The sequence below is a fragment of the Amycolatopsis jejuensis genome, from assembly GCF_000717335.1.
Lineage (GTDB): Bacteria > Actinomycetota > Actinomycetes > Mycobacteriales > Pseudonocardiaceae > Amycolatopsis > Amycolatopsis jejuensis.
Genome location: NZ_JNYZ01000116.1, coordinates 1 through 306 on the forward strand (window position 1 = coordinate 1; position 306 = coordinate 306).

At 67.0% G+C, this 306-nt stretch carries 1 protein-coding gene; it reads right to left on the reverse strand.

Features of this window, described 5'->3' with window-relative positions:
• Positions 1 to 306 (reverse strand): DUF222 domain-containing protein (locus OO71_RS46000; RefSeq protein ID WP_156096892.1); only part of this gene is annotated, 306 nt, incomplete at both ends.

Consider the following 306-nt stretch of genomic DNA (forward strand, 5'->3'; position numbering starts at 1 on the left):
ACCAGAGTGTCCTCGGCGGCGATGTAGTCCTCCGCCGCGAGCCAATCCGGGACCGCGGCCAAACCCTCGGTGATCACCGAGACATGCTGCGCAGACACCCCACCCGCAGCCGCCGCCTTACGGGTCAACGGGAGATCGGCCGTCGCCTGCGCGACCCGGGAACGGGCTTCACGCGGAGTCACATGCAAAGCAGTCGCCAGGAACACCGCCGTCGACGGGTGACCCTCCGGCACGACACCGCGGTCGGTCATCTCCCGGATCAACTCCAGATGCCGGGCGTAGACAATGTTGCGGTCTCGATCAGTG